The sequence below is a fragment of the Pseudomonas sp. 21LCFQ02 genome (assembly GCF_024129895.2).
Lineage (GTDB): Bacteria > Pseudomonadota > Gammaproteobacteria > Pseudomonadales > Pseudomonadaceae > Aquipseudomonas.
Window position 1 is genome coordinate 1,513,183 of the sequence record NZ_CM178749.1, and the last position, 17,163, is coordinate 1,530,345.

Annotated in this window: 18 protein-coding genes and 1 pseudogene; 5 read left to right on the top strand and 14 right to left on the bottom strand. The window is 61.9% G+C overall.

The features are described from left to right. Positions 1-43 precede the first annotated feature (43 nt). Positions 44-469 carry a hypothetical protein gene (locus NJC40_RS07065; RefSeq protein WP_253141537.1) on the bottom strand — a complete coding sequence of 142 codons (426 nt, stop codon included), beginning with the start codon at positions 467-469 and terminating at the stop codon, positions 44-46. Between the two features lie 129 nt (positions 470-598). Next, a pseudogene (locus NJC40_RS07070) lies at positions 599-691 on the bottom strand (IS200/IS605 family transposase); the annotation flags it as partial. 14 nt (positions 692-705) lie between these two features. Here NJC40_RS07070 and NJC40_RS07075 point away from each other — a divergent pair. Further along, positions 706-1,929, top strand: a complete 1,224-nt coding sequence (locus tag NJC40_RS07075) for an RNA-guided endonuclease InsQ/TnpB family protein (RefSeq protein WP_253140723.1) — start codon at positions 706-708, stop codon at positions 1,927-1,929. Between the two features lie 22 nt (positions 1,930-1,951). Here NJC40_RS07075 and NJC40_RS07080 read toward each other — a convergent pair whose 3' ends face one another. After that, positions 1,952-2,077 (bottom strand): hypothetical protein, encoded by a 126-nt coding sequence (locus tag NJC40_RS07080; RefSeq protein WP_257107400.1) that lies wholly within the window; start codon positions 2,075-2,077, stop codon positions 1,952-1,954. Positions 2,078-2,409: 332 nt separating this feature from the next. After that, positions 2,410-3,810 carry a MocR-like pyridoxine biosynthesis transcription factor PdxR gene (pdxR, locus tag NJC40_RS07085; protein WP_253140724.1) on the bottom strand — a complete coding sequence of 467 codons (1,401 nt, stop codon included), beginning with the start codon at positions 3,808-3,810 and terminating at the stop codon, positions 2,410-2,412. Positions 3,811-3,900: 90 nt separating this feature from the next. Between pdxR and NJC40_RS07090 the strand changes: the two genes are divergently transcribed. From NJC40_RS07090 to NJC40_RS07100, 3 genes are read left to right on the top strand one after another with little or no spacing between them, the layout of a single operon-like run. Beyond that, positions 3,901-4,347 (top strand): GNAT family N-acetyltransferase, encoded by a 447-nt coding sequence (locus NJC40_RS07090; RefSeq protein ID WP_045485865.1) that lies wholly within the window; start codon positions 3,901-3,903, stop codon positions 4,345-4,347. Then, positions 4,344-4,955, top strand: a complete 612-nt coding sequence (locus tag NJC40_RS07095; RefSeq protein WP_253140725.1) for an FMN-dependent NADH-azoreductase — start codon at positions 4,344-4,346, stop codon at positions 4,953-4,955. The genes NJC40_RS07090 and NJC40_RS07095 overlap by 4 nt, the downstream gene beginning before the upstream one ends. 25 nt (positions 4,956-4,980) lie before the next feature. Further along, a complete protein-coding gene (locus tag NJC40_RS07100) occupies positions 4,981-5,412 on the top strand; it encodes a carboxymuconolactone decarboxylase family protein (RefSeq protein WP_045485871.1) in 432 nt (143 codons plus the stop codon). A 79-nt stretch (positions 5,413-5,491) separates the two neighbouring features. On the opposite strand, the gene NJC40_RS07105 is transcribed toward NJC40_RS07100, so the two are convergent. The 4 genes from NJC40_RS07105 to cadR form a co-directional block, all read right to left on the bottom strand. After that, the gene (locus NJC40_RS07105; RefSeq protein ID WP_253140726.1) at positions 5,492-6,652 is read right to left on the bottom strand and encodes an L-talarate/galactarate dehydratase; all 1,161 of its coding nucleotides are present in this window, start codon (positions 6,650-6,652) and stop codon (positions 5,492-5,494) included. 29 nt (positions 6,653-6,681) lie between these two features. Further along, positions 6,682-7,983 (bottom strand): MFS transporter, encoded by a 1,302-nt coding sequence (locus NJC40_RS07110; RefSeq protein WP_045494102.1) that lies wholly within the window; start codon positions 7,981-7,983, stop codon positions 6,682-6,684. Between the two features lie 263 nt (positions 7,984-8,246). Further along, positions 8,247-9,263 carry a LacI family DNA-binding transcriptional regulator gene (locus NJC40_RS07115; RefSeq protein ID WP_253140727.1) on the bottom strand — a complete coding sequence of 339 codons (1,017 nt, stop codon included), beginning with the start codon at positions 9,261-9,263 and terminating at the stop codon, positions 8,247-8,249. A 47-nt stretch (positions 9,264-9,310) separates the two neighbouring features. After that, on the bottom strand, positions 9,311-9,757 hold the full coding sequence (cadR, locus tag NJC40_RS07120; RefSeq protein WP_045485879.1) for a Cd(II)/Pb(II)-responsive transcriptional regulator: 447 nt from the start codon (positions 9,755-9,757) through the stop codon (positions 9,311-9,313). An 83-nt stretch (positions 9,758-9,840) separates the two neighbouring features. Between cadR and NJC40_RS07125 the strand changes: the two genes are divergently transcribed. Then, the gene (locus NJC40_RS07125; protein ID WP_253140728.1) at positions 9,841-12,063 is read left to right on the top strand and encodes a heavy metal translocating P-type ATPase; all 2,223 of its coding nucleotides are present in this window, start codon (positions 9,841-9,843) and stop codon (positions 12,061-12,063) included. A 130-nt stretch (positions 12,064-12,193) separates the two neighbouring features. On the opposite strand, the gene NJC40_RS07130 is transcribed toward NJC40_RS07125, so the two are convergent. The 6 genes from NJC40_RS07130 to pmrG form a co-directional block, all read right to left on the bottom strand. Further along, the gene (locus NJC40_RS07130; RefSeq protein WP_253140729.1) at positions 12,194-13,582 is read right to left on the bottom strand and encodes an amino acid permease; all 1,389 of its coding nucleotides are present in this window, start codon (positions 13,580-13,582) and stop codon (positions 12,194-12,196) included. Between the two features lie 120 nt (positions 13,583-13,702). Next, on the bottom strand, positions 13,703-14,401 hold the full coding sequence (locus NJC40_RS07135; protein ID WP_253111894.1) for an anti-sigma factor: 699 nt from the start codon (positions 14,399-14,401) through the stop codon (positions 13,703-13,705). Next, a complete protein-coding gene (locus NJC40_RS07140; protein WP_253140730.1) occupies positions 14,398-14,940 on the bottom strand; it encodes a sigma-70 family RNA polymerase sigma factor in 543 nt (180 codons plus the stop codon). Before NJC40_RS07140 ends, NJC40_RS07135 begins: the two co-directional genes overlap by 4 nt. A 79-nt stretch (positions 14,941-15,019) precedes the next feature. Further along, complete coding sequence (locus NJC40_RS07145) at positions 15,020-15,553, bottom strand: DUF3455 domain-containing protein (RefSeq protein ID WP_253140731.1); 534 nt, start codon at positions 15,551-15,553, stop codon at positions 15,020-15,022. A gap of 111 nt (positions 15,554-15,664) precedes the next feature. After that, on the bottom strand, positions 15,665-16,462 hold the full coding sequence (locus NJC40_RS07150; protein ID WP_253140732.1) for a phosphatase PAP2 family protein: 798 nt from the start codon (positions 16,460-16,462) through the stop codon (positions 15,665-15,667). Positions 16,463-16,465: 3 nt separating this feature from the next. Further along, on the bottom strand, positions 16,466-17,146 hold the full coding sequence (gene pmrG, locus NJC40_RS07155) for a lipopolysaccharide core heptose(II)-phosphate phosphatase PmrG (protein ID WP_253140733.1): 681 nt from the start codon (positions 17,144-17,146) through the stop codon (positions 16,466-16,468). Between the last annotated feature and the right edge of the window lie 17 nt (positions 17,147-17,163).

Consider the following 17,163-nt stretch of genomic DNA (forward strand, 5'->3'; position numbering starts at 1 on the left):
GGCTAGCTAAGCAAGCGCTGCGACTACCATCCCGCGCATTATCTCAGTCAAAGGCGCCTTCTGGCGCTTTTGACGTTTCTGGCACTTGTAAACCCTCGATCACTCCCACGGCTTTCCCGTTCGGCGTGCGGTTACGATAAGCCGTCACCACGCTGTAATAGAGCTGGTCATCGCCAATAGGCCAGGCAGCCAATACAGCACACCCCCTGCGACCCCGAAGCACGATCAGGCGCTCGTTCCCCTTCATCGAGTCGAACTCACAAACGATGTTTGTGCCATGCACGATGATGTCAGATACAAAGCGCGGAACGTCATAGACCGTTGGGTAGCCCCACTTCACGAGGTCATGCCCACGTTCTTGCCAGATGTGGCGTATACCGAAGCCCTTGTGAGGCCCTATGTGCTTGCCCGCCCTAAGATAGATCTCCCCGCCAGGCTGTTGCAGCAACTGACCATCGGGGCGCGACAAGCCCGCCGTTCAGGGCGGTGAAGGATAGCGCGGACGGCGTAGCCGTCCCTGGTTGCAGTGGGGTGTCTGCTGCTGTTCGATGTACGCACCGCCACAGGATGATGCGCAGTAACATAGCGACACAATAGCACTTCTACGGCGGTATTTCGTTACAAAGACCCCATGGGCATGCACCTTGAAAACACCGTGCCGTCCGCGCCTAATGTCGTCTTCATTGCTCATGGCTCAAGAGCAGCATGCAACGACTTCAAGCCTTCAAGTACGAGCTCATGCCAGACGGCCGACAGGAGCGGCAAATGCGCCGCTTTGCCGGCTCCTGTCGCTTCGTCTTCAACAAGGCGCTGGCGTTGCAGAAGGAGCGCCACGAGCAAGGCGAGAACAAGCTCGGCTATGCGGGCCTGTGCAAGTTGCTGACCGAGTGGCGCCATAGCCCGCAAACCGCATGGCTGGCCGATGCGCCTGTTCACCCATTGCAACAGAGCCTCAAGGATCTGGAGCGGGCCTACACCAACTTCTTCGCCAGACGAGCCGACTTTCCCCGGTTCAAGAAGAAGGGGCAGCGCGACAGTTTCCGCTATCCCGACCCGAAACAGATCAAGCTCGACCAGACCAACAGCCGCCTGTTCTTGCCCAAGCTGGGCTGGCTGCGCTACCGCAACAGCCGCGAGGTGCCTGGCACGGTGAAGAACATCACCGTGAGCCAGTCGTGTGGCAAGTGGTTCGTGAGTATCCAGACCGAACGCGAGGTCGATGAGCAGCCCACGGCACAGGGTGCGGCAGTCGGCATCGACATGGGCATTGCCCGGTTCGCCACGCTTTCGGATGGCTCGTTCTACGCACCACTGAACAGCTTCAAACGCCATGAAACCGCGCTGTGCAAAGCGCAGCAGGCGATGAGCCGTAAGGTCAGATTCAGCCGCAACTGGAACAAGGCGAAAGCCCGCGTCCAGCGAATTCATTCCCGAATCGGCAATGCCCGGCGCGACTACCTGCACAAGTGCTCCACCACGATCAGCCAAAACCACGCGATGGTGTGTATCGAGGACTTGCAGGTACGCAATATGTCCAGGTCGGCGGCAGGCACGGCAGAGGCACCGGGAAGAAACGTTCGGGCCAAGTCTGGCCTGAACAGGGCCATCCTCGATCAGGGCTGGTTCGAGTTCCGTCGCCAACTGGACTACAAGCTGGCGTGGCGCGGCGGCTGGCTGATTGCCGTGCCGCCGCAAAATACCAGCCGCACGTGCCCGTGTTGCGGCCATGTGTCGGCGGCCAACCGCCAGACGCAAGCCCTGTTCAGGTGCGTGGGATGTGGTTTTGAAGGCAACGCCGATGTGGTCGGCGCGATCAATGTACTAAGGGCGGGACACGCCCGGTTAGCCTGTGAAGTGAGCGCAGAGATCATGGCGCCAGCAGCAGGAACCCACCGAAGCGACTCGGGGGCGGCTCGATGCCGCGCCTGAGCGCCGTAGGAATCTCTGGCCTTCAGGCCGGGGAGGATGTCAACAATCCCCAGGACTCCAGGCCCGTGTTGGGGTGGGCGATATTGAAATCTTCGTGATGGTCGAACTCAACCGGTATCGCCTGAGGCGGCGCCTTGAAACGTGACATGCCAGCAATCCCTGACTACTTGATGGCTCCATTCTCACGTCACGACTGGCCGTGTCAGAATCGAACTTTCTCATTTTATAGAATTTAGCGACGCCGATGGTCTCTGGGTGTCTGCGGCGAGGGATCCCAGATGGAGCAACTGAGCCGGGGGTGATTCTTAGAGTCGTGCAAGTGGCCCGTACTGTTCGATTAGGCGCCACAAATCTTTGTGGGAACGAGCTTGCTCGTGAAGAGGCCTGTAAAGTCACGGCTTCTGCTGCGAGTGTGCTGCATTTTTCGTCGGCAAGCCAACTCCCATCGGTTGTGTAGTGACTATCCGAAGAGTATTGCTCTTAAAACGACCCCACCAACCGCTGCGCCAGTGCCGCCGCCTGTTCGGCACTGGCCACGTTGGTAAAGCCCAGCATCAGTCCTTGCCGGCCTTCATCCTCCAGACACCACTGCGACAGTGGCTGGACGGCAATCCCGGCCTGCTGGGCCTGCTCAGCAATCGCCACGTCGTTACCTTCGCGCAGTCGCGCCAGCACGTGCATGCCGCCAGCCTGGGTGTCGATCTGCAATTTTTCGCCGCACGCGGTCTGCAATGCCTCGACCAGCCACTGCCGCCGACGTGCATACAGCCGGCGCATTTTGTTCAGGTGCCGGGCGAAATGGCCTTCAACAAGAAACTCACAAACCGTGGCCTGTTGCAGCAGCGGGCAGTGGTTGTGCAGGCGGTCGGCCTGGCAGGCGAAGGTGGCGGCCTGTTCTGCGGGCACCACCAGGTAGGCCAGGCGCAGTCCGGGAAACAGCACTTTGCTGAAGGTGCCGGTGTACAGCACCCGGCCTTGCTGGTCGAGGCTCTTGAGGGCGGGTAGCGGTTTGCCTTGATAGCGGTATTCGCTGTCGTAGTCGTCCTCGATGATCCAGCTACCATTGCGGTTGGCCCAGTCCAACAGCGCCAGGCGGCGCGGCAGGCTGAGGGACACGCCCAGCGGGCTTTGGTGGGTCGGGGTGACCACCGCGAAACGGGCGTCGGGGGCCCGGGCGATGCCTTGGGCGACATCCAGACCGTGCTCATCCACCGGCACGGGTATCAGTTGCGCGCCAGCTTCCAGCAACGCATGACGGGCCATGAAGTAGCCCGGCTCTTCCAGCCAGCAACGGTCACCGGCGCGCATCAGGGTATGGCTGATCAGGTCCAGGCAAGCGCGATACCCGGCGCAGACGAACACCTGTTCCGGCCGGCAGGCGATGCCGCGGGATATCCCCAGATAAGTGGCAATGGCCGCGCGTAGCGGCCCGTGGCCCTGCGGGTCGGGGTAGACCAGGCCTTCCAGACCGCTGCGGCGCAGTTGCCGGCCGGCCAGCCGGGTCCAGAGCTTGCGCGGGAAGGCATCCAGGGCCGGTACGCCCATCTGCAAGGGCATTGGCAGGCCGCCACTGTGGTTCGACAGGTAAGTGCTGGTGCTGGTTGGCATAGCCAGATTTGGCATCGTCAGCGCTGGCAGTTGCGGGCTGACGATGGTCCCGGCGGCGCCTCTGGCCAGCAGGTAGCCTTCGCCAATCAGCAACTGATAAGCCGCCTCGACCGTGCCTCTGGCCAGGTTCAGCTCTGCCGCCAGGGCGCGTACCGCCGGCACCCGCTCGCCGGGGCGCAGGCGGCCATCGGCGATGGATTGGCGAAAACGCTGATACAGCTGGCGATAGATCGGCTCAGGCTGATTGCGGTCCGGTTCGAAGGCGTGTGACATGGCCTAGTCGTTTAATCATTTTTCGGCCCTGTAGCTTAAGCCATTCGCGGCCTAGAGTAAGCCATCTTCTGAACATCACGAGTGACCGCGATGAACTGCACCTTCTTGCACCTTGAAGACCCTCAGGCCTTGGCGGCCAGTTTCGGGCTGATGCGTGTGCTACGCCCGCACCTGGACAACGCTGACGCCTATGTCGCGCAACTGCAACGGCAGGCCGGCCAGGGCTATCGGTTGCTGGCCGCGATGCAGGATGCACAGATTGTCGGGCTGGCCGGTTACCGTGAGCTGGAAAACCTGCTGTATGGCCGCTTCGTGTATGTCGATGATCTGCTGATCAGCCCGGCGTTACAGCGCAGCGGGCTGGGAGGGCAACTGCTCGATCAGGTTCGCCAGCAGGCCCGGCAGCTGGGCTGCGATCATTTTGTGCTGGATACCGGCCTGCACATGGCCTTGGCTCAGCGCTTCTACTTCCGCCAGGGGCTGCTGGCGAGCGGTATGCACTTTACCCAGCGCCTGCGGGCCGGGGGTACGCTATGAAGCGGGTTCTGCTCATCAACGCCAGCCCCATGGGCCAGGATTCCCACGCCCATCGTCTGGCTGAAGAACTGCTGGCCAGTTTGGGTCACCAGCAGGTGGATATCGAACGGCTTGAGCGCGATCTGGGACGCGACCCATTGCCGCCGCTGTCCGCCGACTACGCCCAGGCGCTGACCACGGTCACGCCGTTCGACGCGCCATTGTTCGAACTGTCCGAAGCATTGATTGGTGAACTGGAAAACAGCGATGTGCTGCTGATCGCCACCCCGATGCACAACTTCACCGTGCCGGCGGCGCTCAAGCTGTGGATCGATTACGTGCTGCGCATTCACCGCACCTTCAGCGCAGGTCCCGATGGCAAGACCGGGCTGCTCAAGGACCGCCCGGTGTATGTACTGGTCGGCTCCGGCGGTTTTCATCAGGGCGAGCGCGCCAGGCAGCCGGACTTTCTGACGTCCTACTTGCGCCATGTGCTCAACACCCTGGGGCTGTTCGATGTGCATTTCAGCTATTTGCAAGGCCTGGTGTTTGGCGCTGAAGCCGTCGAGCAGGCCCTGCATGAAGCGCGTACCCGGCTACGGCTGGAACCGCTGTTCAGGCAACTTTGATCATTTCTTGTACAGGAGCTAAACCATGAGCCAACTCAGACTGCCGTTTTCCACCCTCTCACCAGCGGCCTATCAGGGCCTGTTGGCCACTAACAAAGCGCTGGTCGAAGGGCCGCTGGGCCTGCCGCTGGTAGAGCTGGTGTTTCTGCGGGTTTCGCAGATCAACGGCTGCGCGTTTTGCCTGGGCAAGCACTCGCAGACCCTGCGCGACAGTGGTGTGGCGCAGAACAAGCTCGATTGCCTGGCCGGCTGGCGCATCAGTGAGCTGTTCGATGCGCGTGAACGTGCGGCCCTGGCCTGGGCGGAAACCCTCACCTACGTCAGTGACAAGGGCGCGCCCGATGAGCTGTACGAGCCTCTGCAAGCGCACTTTTCAAGTGCCGAGATTTCCGACCTGACCTTTGCCGTGTCGCTGATGAATGCTTTCAACCGGCTGGCGGTGGGGATGAAACTGTAGGGACTGGCTTGCCAGCAAAGACAGCGGCACATTCGCAATCGATGCTGCGAGTGTGCCAGCCCCTTTGCTTCTGCAAGCATTACGGCCGTTGGCCGATTTCCACGCTTTGCGCCGTCCAGCCGGCAACTCGTTCACTCAACGACAGGCCCAAGCCGGGGCGGGTCGGCACCCGCATGCGTCCGTCGCGGGTTTCCAGACGTTCGTTGAACAGCGGCTCCAGCCATTCGAAGTGCTCGACCCACGGTTCGGTCGGGTAAGTGGCTGCCAGGTGCACATGCAGCTCCATGGCAAAGTGCGGGGCCAGCATCACCCCGGCCTGTTCGGCCATGGCCGCGACCTTGAGGAACGGTGTGATACCGCCGACCCGCGGCGCGTCAGGCATCAGATAGTCAGCGCCGCGCAGTTTGATGAATTCGGCGTGCTCGGCCACGCTGGTGAGCATTTCGCCGGTCGCGATCGGCGTATCGAACTGCTGGGCAAGGGCGGCGTGGCCTTCGGCGTCATAGCAATCGAGCGGCTCTTCGATCCACACCAGGTTGTAGGCCTCGAACTGTCGGCACATGCGTTGTGCGGTCGGGCGGTCCCACTGCTGGTTGGCGTCGACCATCAACGGGAAGTTATCCCCAAGCTGTTTGCGCACTGTGCTGACCCGCTGGATATCCACCGCGCAATCGGGTTGGCCGACCTTGAGCTTGATGCCGCCGATGCCCTTTTCCCGCGACAGCTCAGTGTTTTTCAGCAGTTGCTCCAGCGGCGTGTGCAAAAAGCCGCCTGAGGTGTTGTAGCAGCGCACCGAGTCACGTTGGGCGCCGAGCAAGCGGGCCAGCGACAGGTTGGCGCGCTTGGCTTTGAGGTCCCACAACGCGACATCGAAGGCGCCGATGGCTTGGGTCGACAGGCCGCTGCGGCCTACCGAAGCACCGGCCCAGCAGAGTTTTGTCCACAACTTGGCGATATCGCTGGGGTTCTCGCCGATCAGCGCCGGGGCGATTTCCTGGGCGTGGGCAAACTGGCCTGGGCCGCCGGCACGCTTGGAATAGCTGAACCCCAGGCCGCTGTGGCCATCTTTGGTCTGGACCTCGACAAACAGCATGGCGATTTCAGTCATCGGCTTCTGCCGACCGGTGAGTACCTTGGCATCGCTGATCGGGTTGGCCAGCGGCAGGAAGACCGACGACACCTTGATCCAGGCAATCTGGTCGTGGTCGGCGGATGGGCGGTCTGGTTGTTGTACGGTCATGTCGCTCTCCTTGAGGGTGTGGACAACTTTTATGGCTTGAGCGCGGCGGACTCGGCCGGCTTGTGGCTGGGTTCAGCAGGCTGGGCGGATTCGTCGAGTTCCATGCGCTTGAGCGGGCCGACGATAAACAGATAGGCAAAGGCGCCAAGCAGGCCCATGGCGGCGACATAGACCAGGGCCATGTCGAACGAGCCCTTGCTGACCAGCAGGCCGATGGCGATGGGAGTCACGATGCTGGCGATGTTGCCGCAGAAGTTGAACATCGCGCCGCTGATGCCCATGGCTTGTTTGGGCGAGACATCGCCGACGATGCACCAGCCCAGATTGCCGACCCCTTTGGCGAAAAAGGCGATCGACATCACCAGAATGACCACCGTCACTGACTGGGTGTAGTTGGCGACCACGATGCTGCTCGACAGCAGCAAGCCGCAGATGATCGGGGTCTTGCGTGCGGCGGTGAGGCTAAAGCCTTTCTTGAGCATCCAGTCTGACCAGACGCCGCCGACCATGCCGCCGATAAAGCCCGCCAGCGGCGGGATGGCCGCCACCAGACCGACCTTGAGCATGGTCATGCCCTTGGCTTCGACCAGATAAGTCGGAAACCAGGTGAGGAAGAACCAGGTGATCGAGGTTAGGCAGAACTGTCCCAGATACACGCCGAGCATCATCCGATTGGCGCCAATGGCCTTGGCGCGCTGCCAACTGAACGCCGTTTTGGTGTCGCCGATATTGGGCATGCCGCCACCGGCTTCGATGTAGTCGATTTCGGCGCTGTTGACCCGTTTGTCCTTGCGCGGCTCATGAACCATCTTGAACCACAGCAGGCCGATCAGGATGCCGGCCCCGCCGGTCCAGAAAAACACGTGTTGCCAGCCAAAGCTGCTGAGCAGCAGCACCATCAGCGGGGTGAAGGCAGCCAGGGCGAAATACTGCGCCGACTGGAAAATCGCCGTGGCCAGGCCGCGCTCGTTGCGCGGGAACCACATCACCGTGAGGCGGTTGTTGGCCGGGAAGGCCGGCGACTCAGCCATGCCCATCAGAAAGCGCAGCACGAACAGCGCGACGAAAGCCGAGCTGAACAGGTCGACGTAACCCTGCAAGAAGGTCAGGGTCGACCACAGGATCAGGCTGACGCCCAGCACCAGACGCGAACCGTAACGGTCGAGGATGATCCCGCCGGGAATCTGCATGCTGGTGTAGGCCCAGCCAAACGCCGAAAACGCGATGCCCATGGTCAGCGCGTCGAAGCCCAGCTCATTGCGCATGGCGGGGGCGGCGATGGACAGCGTGGCGCGGTCTACGTAGTTGAACACGGTGACGATGAAGATCATCGCCAGGATCAGGTAGCGGACGTTGGTCCTGGCTACCGGGGGGGCTGATTGGCTCACTTTTATTGTCTTCCTTATTGTGATGAGGCGTTGAATGTGGGGTGCCGCCTGGCTCCACTGCACCGTGATTGCTGAATATGATTGCGCAATCATTTGTTAGTCAAAAAAACAGGCACCCGGACATGCGGAACACCTGATGAGCGAAGCATACAATGATTGCGCAATCATTCAAGGGTGCGTTCGTCGCTTTTGCAAAAAACCAAAGTTCAGGTGGTTTGGCGTTCGATTAACTTGAAACCTGTATCAATACGCACCGGATCGCCGACGTTATCAGCGTTATTAAAGCGTTCGAGCAGGGCTTGCGCGACTTTCTGGCCGATTAATTGGCCGTCGACGCTGACCGTCGACAGCGCCGGATAGACCTGGGCGGCGGCGCTCAGGTCACCAAACCCCATCACTGCCAGGTCTTGCGGCACGCGCAGGCCACGGCTGGCGGCTTCGGCCAGCACACCTTGGGCGATGGTGTCGGAACTGCACACCACCACTTCCGGCAGTGGCCCTTGCTCCAGCAACTGTTGCAGGCCGTCGCGGCCGGTTTTCAGGGTCGCCGGCGGGGTCATGACTTGCAGCGGCACAGCGTCGATGCCGTGCCGACCAAGCTCGTCGATCACGCTCTGGCAACGCCGCACACCCCGTGGATCGCCCAGGCTGATGACGGAAAAGCGCCGGTAGCCCTTGCCGAGCAGGTGTTGGGCAATGGCCTCGCCGACCCGCTCATGGGAGAAGCCCACCAGCATATCCAGCGGATCGTCCGCCAGGTCCCAGGCTTCCACCACCGGAATGCCCGATTGAGCCAGGCGCAGGCGGCTGGATTCGGTGTGCAGGGTGCCGGTGAGGACGATGCCATCCGGGCGGCGGCCGAGAATCGCTTCCAGGAGTTTCTCTTCCTGCTCGGCAGAGTAGCCGGTCAAACCCAGCAAAGTCTGGTAGCCGGCCTGGGCCAGACGTTCCATCAGAGCCTGCACCGTATCGGCAAAGATCGAGTTGGCCATGGTCGGCAGGAAGATGGCGACCAGCCGGCTCTTGTTGCTGGCCAGGCTGCCAGCCAGCATGTTCGACACATAGCCGGTCTGGCGCACCGCTGCCATGACCTTCTGCCGGGTCTGCTCGCTGACCACCTCCGGACGGCTCAAGGCCCGCGACACGGTGATCGGCGATACGCCGGCCACCTTGGCGACGTCGATCAGGGTCAGGTTGGTGGAGGGGGCAGCTTTCTTCGGCATGAACGGTCCTGGCTGTGTCGCGGGGCGCTAATGTATCACCTAGTGACCTAGTGACCGTGGCTTCTGCCGACATGCGACGGCTCGCCCTCGGGCGCAGCCACTGCGCCGGTGACCTCAAGCCGATCAAGAATCGCGCAGTGATCCGGGTCGTTGTCGTTGCAGCGCTGGCGCAGGTTACGCAACTGTTGTTGCAGCGCCTGCAGGCTGGCGACCCGTGCGTCGACGTGGGCGATGTGCTCGTCGATCAGGGCGTTGACGCTCTCGCACTGATCCTGCGGGCTGTCGCGCAGGTTCAGCAGGCGCCGGATTTCATCCAGGGTCATGTCCAGGCTGCGGCAATTGCGGATGAAGCTCAGGCGCTCGACGTGGGCCTGGGTGTACAGCCGGTAATTGCCTTCGGTACGCGACGGCACAGGCAACAGGCCTTCGCGTTCGTAATAGCGGACGGTTTCGACCTGGGTGTCGGTCAGTTTGGCCAGTTCACCGATTTTCATGAGCAGGATTCCGCGCAGGGGCTTGACCCTATAGTGGCTACAGGGTGTTCACTTGGCAATATCTTGATTTGGAGGATGGACCCATGGGGCAGATCACCCGGCTTACACCTGTGCATAAACATGACGATCACCAACCTGAGCAACCCACTCACGCCCATAGCTGCTGTGGTGGTGCTGCGGCAGCGGCGCAAGTGACCTTTGTCGCGGCGGCAGACGGTGAGGCGCGATTGAGCCAGTTCAGCATCGAGCAGATGGACTGCCCCACCGAACAGACCCTGATTCAGGATCGTCTGGGCAAAATGGACGGGATTCACAAGCTGGAATTCAATCTGCTGCAGCGTCGTCTCGGGGTCTGGCATGTGTTGCCCGACACCGCCGCAATTCGTGACGCGATTGGCTCGCTGGGCATGCAGGCCCAGCCGCTCGAAGAGGGCGCAGAGGCTGCCCCGGTAGCGAAAAAAAGCGCCTGGAAGCTGCTGACCGTGTCGGGCCTGACTGCGCTGGGCGCAGAGCTGGTGCATTTCAGCGCAGGGCCGGAGTGGCTGGTGATCGTGCTGGCGCTGGTGTCGATCCTCAGTTGTGGCCTGGGCACCTATAAAAAGGGCTGGATTGCCCTGAAAAACCTCAATCTGAACATCAATGCGCTGATGAGCATCGCGGTTACCGGCGCGGTGCTGATCGGCCAATGGCCGGAAGCAGCCATGGTGATGTTCCTGTTTACCGTGGCCGAACTGATCGAAGCGCGCTCGCTGGACCGGGCGCGCAACGCCATCAGCAGTCTGATGCAACTGACTCCGGAAACCGCCACCGTGCAGCAGGCCGATGGCAGTTGGCTGGAGCTAGAAGCCAAGGCTATCGAGCCTGGAGCGTTACTGCGGGTGCGGCCCGGCGAGCGCATCGCCCTGGACGGCGAAGTGGTCAGCGGGCAATCGACCATCGATCAGGCGCCGATTACCGGCGAAAGCCTGCCGGTGGAAAAGACCGTGGGCGACAAACTGTTCGCTGGCACCATCAACCAGGCAGGTTCTTTGGAGTACCGGGTGACGGCTGCGGCCAGTCAGTCGACCCTGGCACGGATCATCCATGCCGTCGAACAAGCGCAAGGCGCCCGTGCGCCGACCCAGCGTTTCGTTGACCAGTTCTCGCGTATCTACACCCCGGCCGTGTTCCTCACCGCGTTGGCAGTGGCACTGATCGCACCGTTGTTCCTGGCCGGCGCGTGGTTCGACTGGATCTACCGCGCGTTGGTCCTGCTGGTGGTGGCCTGCCCTTGCGCACTGGTGATTTCCACTCCGGTGAGTATTGTCAGCGGTCTGGCGGCGGCGGCGCGCAAAGGCATCCTGATCAAGGGCGGGGTGTACCTGGAGATGGGCCGGCAGATCGACTACCTGGCTCTGGACAAGACCGGCACCCTGACCCATGGCAAGCCGGTGCAGACCGACTGTGTGGTACTCGACAGCCGGGTCAGCAACGCACCAACCATTGCCGCCAGCCTGGCGGCACGCTCAGACCACCCCGTGTCACTGGCCATCGCCCAGGCTGCCGATAGCAGTCAGGCACTGGCCGAAGTCAGCAACTTCGAAGCGCTGGGCGGTCGTGGCGTGGCCGGGGACATCGACGGTCGTCGCTATCACCTGGGCAATCACCGCCTGGTAGAGGAACTGGGGCTGTGCTCAACCGAGCTGGAAGCGCAACTCGATGCACTGGAATCCCAAGGCAAGACCGTCGTGCTGCTGCTCGACGAAAACGGCCCGCTGGCGTTGTTCGCGGTGGCCGACACGGTCAAGGACAGCAGCCGCGAAGCCATTGCGCAACTGCATGAGCTGGGCATCAAGACCCTGATGCTCACCGGTGACAACCCGCACACCGCCAGGGCGATTGCCGATCAGGTCGGCATCGACCAGGCCCGCGGCAACCTGCTGCCGGCCGACAAACTGCAAGCCATTGAAGCGCTGTACGCCAACCAGCACCGGGTCGGCATGGTCGGCGACGGCATCAACGACGCCCCGGCCCTGGCGCGTGCCGAAATCGGCTTCGCCATGGCCGCCGCCGGCACCGACACCGCCATCGAAACCGCCGATGTCGCGCTGATGGACGACGACCTGCGCAAGATCCCGGCTTTCATCCGCCTGTCCCGCGACACCTCAGCCATTCTGCGCCAGAACATTGCCCTGGCACTGGTGACCAAACTGATCTTCCTGGCAATCACCTTCACCGGCATGGCCACTATGTGGATGGCCGTGTTCGCCGACATGGGCGTCAGCTTGCTGGTGGTGTTCAACGGATTACGGTTGCTCAAAAAATGAGCAGGTTCTAATGACACGCTATGCAATCGCAGACTTACAGCTACAACGTAGCCCTGGCTGCATACCCCGGTGGGAGCCAGCTTGCTGGGCAAGGCCTTCGCGGCCGAAGCGGATCAAAGCCCGGCCGCTCCTACAGGGTTTTGTCTTTCCCGGCATCCGTGTTCGGCTGTACCCAGATGTAATAAGCCAGCACCAGCAACACCACCCATACCGCACCTACCAGCAGCGCCGCACGGCTGTTCGGGAACCAGCCCAATACACCAAAGATGAACACCATGAACACAATCGCCGCCGCCGGACCCCAAGGCCAGAACGGCACCCGGAACTGCAGCTTGCTGACCTCATCGGCACTCATCGAACGCCGCATGGCCACTTGAGTGAGCAGAATCATCAGCCATACCCAGACCGTGGCGAACGTCGCCAGCGACGCGATAAGCAGGAATACATCCTTGGGAATCAGGTAATTGAGCACCACACCACCCAGCAAGGTGATCCCCATCACCAGCACCGTCATCCACGGCACGCCCTGTTTCGACAGCTTGGCGAAGCTCTCTGGCGCCTGACCTTCTTTGGCCATGCCGTACATCATCCGTCCGGCACCGAAAATATCGCTGTTGATCGCCGACACTGCAGCCGAAATCACCACGATATTCAACACCGTGGCTGCCGCAGGCATACCCAGATTATTGAAAATCTGCACGAACGGACTGCCTTGGGTGCCGATCTGCGGCCACGGGAACAGGCACATCACCACAAACAGCGTCAGCACGTAGAACAGCAGGATCCGCAGCGGCACCGCGTTGATCGCCTGCGGCAGGCTGCGTTTCGGGTCCTTTGCTTCACCGGCGGTGATGCCGATGATCTCGATGCCGCCGAAGGCGAACATCACCACTGCCAGCGAGGCAATCAGCCCGGCCACGCCATTGGGCATGAAGCCGCCGTGTTCCCACAGGTTGCTGATCCCGGTGGACACCTCACCGCCGGTCGCACTACCGATACCGAACAGCATGATCCCCGCGCCGCCGACGATCATGCCGATGATGGCGCTGACCTTGAGCAATGACAGCCAGAACTCGGCCTCACCGAACACCTTGACGTTGCACAGGTTCAGCGCGCCGATGAAGAACACAATCGACAACACCCAGATCCAGCGCGGCACCTCCGGGAACCAGAAGCCCATGTAGATACCGAATGCGGTCACGTCGGCAAGGCAGACGATGATCATCTCGAAGGCATAAGTCCAACCCAGCACAAAGCCTGGCAACGGGCCCAGATAGCGGCTGGCGTAGTGGCTGAACGAGCCGGATACCGGGTCATGAACGGCCATTTCACCCAGTGCGCGCATGACCATGAACACCGCCGCACCACCGATCAGGTAGGCCAGCAGTACCGCCGGGCCGGCTTGCTGGATGGCGGCCGCCGAGCCATAGAACAGCCCTGTGCCGATGGCAGAGCCCAGGGCCATGAAGCGGATATGGCGGGCGGATAACCCACGTTTCAAACCATCTGTTGACGTCATTTCTGGTCCAATTCATTACTGGTGTGGCAAGTGACTGCACAGCTGTGCGCAAAAAACTGCCCCTGACAGGCAAGCCCGCCATTCTACGGCAAGAATGCCGTAAGCGTTTTGCGCGATTGCTCAGATCACTTTTACTGCCCGCCCAATGAACTGGATCGGCCCGGTCGGTTTGCCGGTCGATGAGCCGTTGGCGCTTTCCAGGGTCAGCTCGAACAACTGGTTGGGTTGCAGTGGCGGCAGTTTGTCGAGCGGTACATGCAGCGTCTGGCCAGGTTTGACCAGGCCCAGCGAGACCGGGCCTTGCCAGTCATCGCCCTTGGTCCAGAACTCCAGCGCCTTGTCGCTGGGGACTTCACTGACGCTCAGCGGAATCAACTGGATCTGGCGGCTGTCGCGGGTCTGCACCACCCAGCCCGGCGCCTTGTCTTGCGGTGCGACCAGCACCACCACATACGAGGGCTGGCTGAGCGGTGGCTGCATCAGCAGCAGGCTGCCCAGCACCAGCGAGGCCGCCAGCCCGGCACCGGCCAGGCCGCGCCACAGCCCCAGGCTGTCCCACCAGCGCCGGGCGCGCTCGGCACTGCGCAGCGGTTCGGCCAGCGACTGTTCGATGCGCGACCACAGTCCGGCAGATGGCTGTACCGGCTCGCACAGTTCGGTCAATGGCAGCAGCCGGGCTTCCCAGGCATCGACCGCGGCTTGCAAATCCGGCTCGACCGCCAGGCGCTGTTCGACCTCGGCCCGTTCGCTGGCAGACAGGGTGCCGAGCACATATTCGCCAGCCAGCTCATGAAGATCGCGATCAGCAGTTGAAGTCATCCCAGGCACTCCCGCAAGGCCGCCAGGCTGCGCTTGATCCAGGCCTTGACGGTGCCCAGCGGCGCGCCGACCTGCCGGGCGATCTGTTGGTGGGTGTAGCCGTCGACATAGGCGTGACAGATACAGTTGCGCCGCACCGGGTCGAGCTGTTCCAGACAATGCTGGAGGCGTCCCGGATTGACCTGCCAGTCGAACGCTTCAGCCTCCTGTGCCGCCAGGCCATGCACTTGATCTTCCTCCAGCGCCACTTCACGCGCGCTGTTGCGGATATGGTTAAGCGCCAGACGGCGGGTCAGGGTAAAGATCCAGCCACGGGCCGAACCACGCTGCGGATCGAACCGGTGGGCCTGAGCCCAGATTCTGATGAACGCGTCATGCACGATATCTTCTGCCTGCGCGCGGTCACGCACGATGCGCAGGACAACGCCCAGCAAGCGGGCGCTTTCCTGATGATAAAGGCGCTGCAAGGCCCCACGCTCGCCACGCGCGCAGGCCTGCAGGGCGGCTTGATAATCAAACTGCGATTCGTACGAGGTCAAAGTCGATCCACCATCTGAGGATTACTGCGACCTCGAACGAGGCTGCCAGTGCAGCAGCATAGACCACACCGGCTGGCGGTTAGTTGGCAGCCCAGAAAACATAATCGGCCTGGTACTTGACCACTTCCTTGGCGCCCTTGTTGCTCTCGTTGCAGGCTTTGGCCGGGGCCACGCCGCCCTTGAGCGCCACGCGCTGGATATAGGTGGTGCCGGTCAGGGTGCCTTTGCCTTCAGCCGGGTTGGCCTTGACCAGTTGATAAGGCAGGTTGCCCGCGCTCGATGGCGCGACGGCGACTTGGGTGCCGGTCAGTTTCGAGCCGTCTTTGGCTTCCCAGGTGGCGGGCGGGCCGTAGTAGCTGCCGACCGCCTTGCCGCTTTTGTCGTTGAGTACCGCCTTGGGGCCGACGAAGGTCCATTCCAGCTCGTTGGCGGCATTGGCTTTGACCTTGCATTCGTAGGTGATCTCACCGACGCCGGTGGTGTGCAGGCTGACCTTGTTGCCGGCCGGCACCCGCACGCTTTCGGGCAGATCGGACTGGGCGAAGGCGCCCGGTGCGAGGCAAGTCAGCGCCAGAGTGGTTCCGGCCAGGCAGAGCAAGCGTTTTGCGTTCATGCAGAAATCTCCAGAAAGTTGAACCGCGCTCAGCAACTCAAGGGCTGCTATGAAGTACTACCCGCGGGGAGACGATCTGGATGCAGTGGCGAAAAAATATTTTTCGGCTGGCTAATGCTGTTGGGTTGGCAGTGATTCAAGCGCTGGCGGGCGCTGCTCATCCGGGATTTGACGATAAACGCTGCGGGCCATGAGTGCGCAACACCACCACACCACCAGCCCGGCCCAGAAGGTGTGTGACAGGTAGTGCCAGCCCTGCAGCACCCGGGTGGTACCGAATACCAGGCCCAGCGCCAGGGTTGTGATCAGGACCTTGCGTGCGTGTTGCCACTGATACCGCCGGGCAATGAAGTACAACGCCATCAGGCTGAACGCCCCGCTGGCATGGCCACCCGGCCAGCAGCGACCGGGGCCGGCCTTATCGAACAGGCTGAAGTTGGCAAACCACAGGTAGTGCTGCTGCTTGCCGCCATACAGGGTGGTTTCCACCGGGCAGTACACGCTGGTGTGGCTTTTGAGGTAATGGACGGCCGTTGCACTCAGAGCGAAAGCGAACAGGAAATACAGACTGTCGCGAGCATGACGGTGCGACCATTCCAGCACTGCGGCCAGGCGTGTTTTACGGGTCAGACGCAGCACGCGGTTATCGGGGCGGCGGTTTAGCAGCCACCAGGCACCCGCCAGCAGCAGCGCAACGATTGCCGCACTGGTGAACAAGCCTGGAATCGCCCGCGCCCATTGATGGGTAATGCGTTCGAACAGCAGGTTGTGTTCGAACACGAAGGTCTGTGTGGCCGGGTCGTAAAACAGATTACTGATGGCCTGGTCCAGGTCGGTAAGGTCGAAGGCCAGGAACGTCAATACGGCCAGTAGCACCGAGATGCTCAGCGAAGGGTGGCGGGCGGGCATGGCTCACTCCTGGAATACGGACAGCTTTTGCCACTGGTCAGCTTTCATCGAACCCAGCAGGTGTGGTTTGCCCTGACCATTGACTGACACCAGCAGCGCTTCGGTGTAATCGCTATCGCGCTCGCCTGGCTGCACGTGGAGTTTGCGCAGCAGGTGGTCGATACAGCCGCTGTGGGTCACCAGCACCATATTGCGATGGCGGGTTTTTTGGGTCATCAGGCTGCCAGCAAACCCGGCGTCGCAGTTCCCGACCCAGCTGGCGGTGGGAATTTCCCGGCCAAAGATGAACGAGGCGGTCTGGCGGGTGCGGGTCAATGGGCTGGCCAGCACCTGGGCATCGACCAGGCCCAGCTTCTCAAGGCCAATGCCCACACCCTGAGCCAGCTGGGTGCCGGCCAGGGTGATGCCGTCGGGCGGACCCAGGCAAGCGTTGCTGGACTGGTCGCAACGCTCGGCATGGCGAATCAGCACGATTACATTGCCTTGCTGCCATTGGGCAAGGGCCCCGGATTTGACCAGTTGATTATCTTTGCCAAGGTCGGTGACCCGATTGAGGCTCAGGTACCAGCCAGCGGCTGCAGTCATGATCAGCAGTATCGCAAAGGCAGCGCTGCGGGCGAGTTTGCGCAACAGGCTGCGGGGCGCGAGCGATGGGGTCAGGGGGGTGTCGAGGGTCAGGGCCACGGGGTGCTCCGCACTGA